The 674-nt window shown below is 35.2% G+C and carries 1 protein-coding gene; it reads right to left on the reverse strand.

The annotated features are described in order from the left end of the window. Positions 1–528 (reverse strand): replication initiation protein (locus L2764_RS27505; protein ID WP_248943503.1); only part of this gene is annotated, 528 nt, incomplete at its 3' end. Between the last annotated feature and the right edge of the window lie 146 nt (positions 529–674).

The following is a 674-nucleotide window of genomic DNA, read 5'->3' on the forward strand; positions in this document are numbered from 1 at the left end:
TCTAAAATCTGAGTATTTATCTGAGATACCTAAAGCAGATTTAAAATCATCAAGGTATATAATTCTTTCCCCTGTGCTATTGAATCTCATTAATAGCTCGTAAACTCTTATAGAATGGCTGGATTGTAGTTGGGCTATATGATGCAATTTATAGGTTGTAAATCTATTTTTTAGCTGACTAATATATTGAAGTACATCATCAGTCCATTTTATTGTTATTGCCCCCTCACCTTTGTGTTTTTTGACGCTTCGTTGCACCCAGTGTAACTCAATAGTTTCATTTTCATTTTTCAAGGTGATAATCGAACGAAAAAGACTATCTGCGGCCTTATAAAGATCCCTTCTTGAGTTGTGTTTTATCCCCATCAACTCACTATATTCTTGCGCTGTTATTGTTATTTCTTTAGGTATAGAAACTCTAGAATCAATTTTTCCCAGACAAGCTAAAACCAGCTTTTGGGCTTGTGCGTTTAATTTATAACTAGCATCAATTAAATAGTTTGATTTAGAGACAGATAGGTTGTTCATAAGCCTTCCAATGGATATGTTTATTTGATAACCATACAACATGGAGGACATTGTTTCAATGTGTCCACGTTTTCTTGTTAGTATGCGTGTCAATCTGTCCCCCTTTAAACCCCTTTTGCGTGTCAATCTGTCCCCCTTTAAACCCC

The sequence above is a fragment of the Shewanella surugensis genome (assembly GCF_023284005.1).
GTDB lineage: Bacteria > Pseudomonadota > Gammaproteobacteria > Enterobacterales > Shewanellaceae > Shewanella > Shewanella surugensis.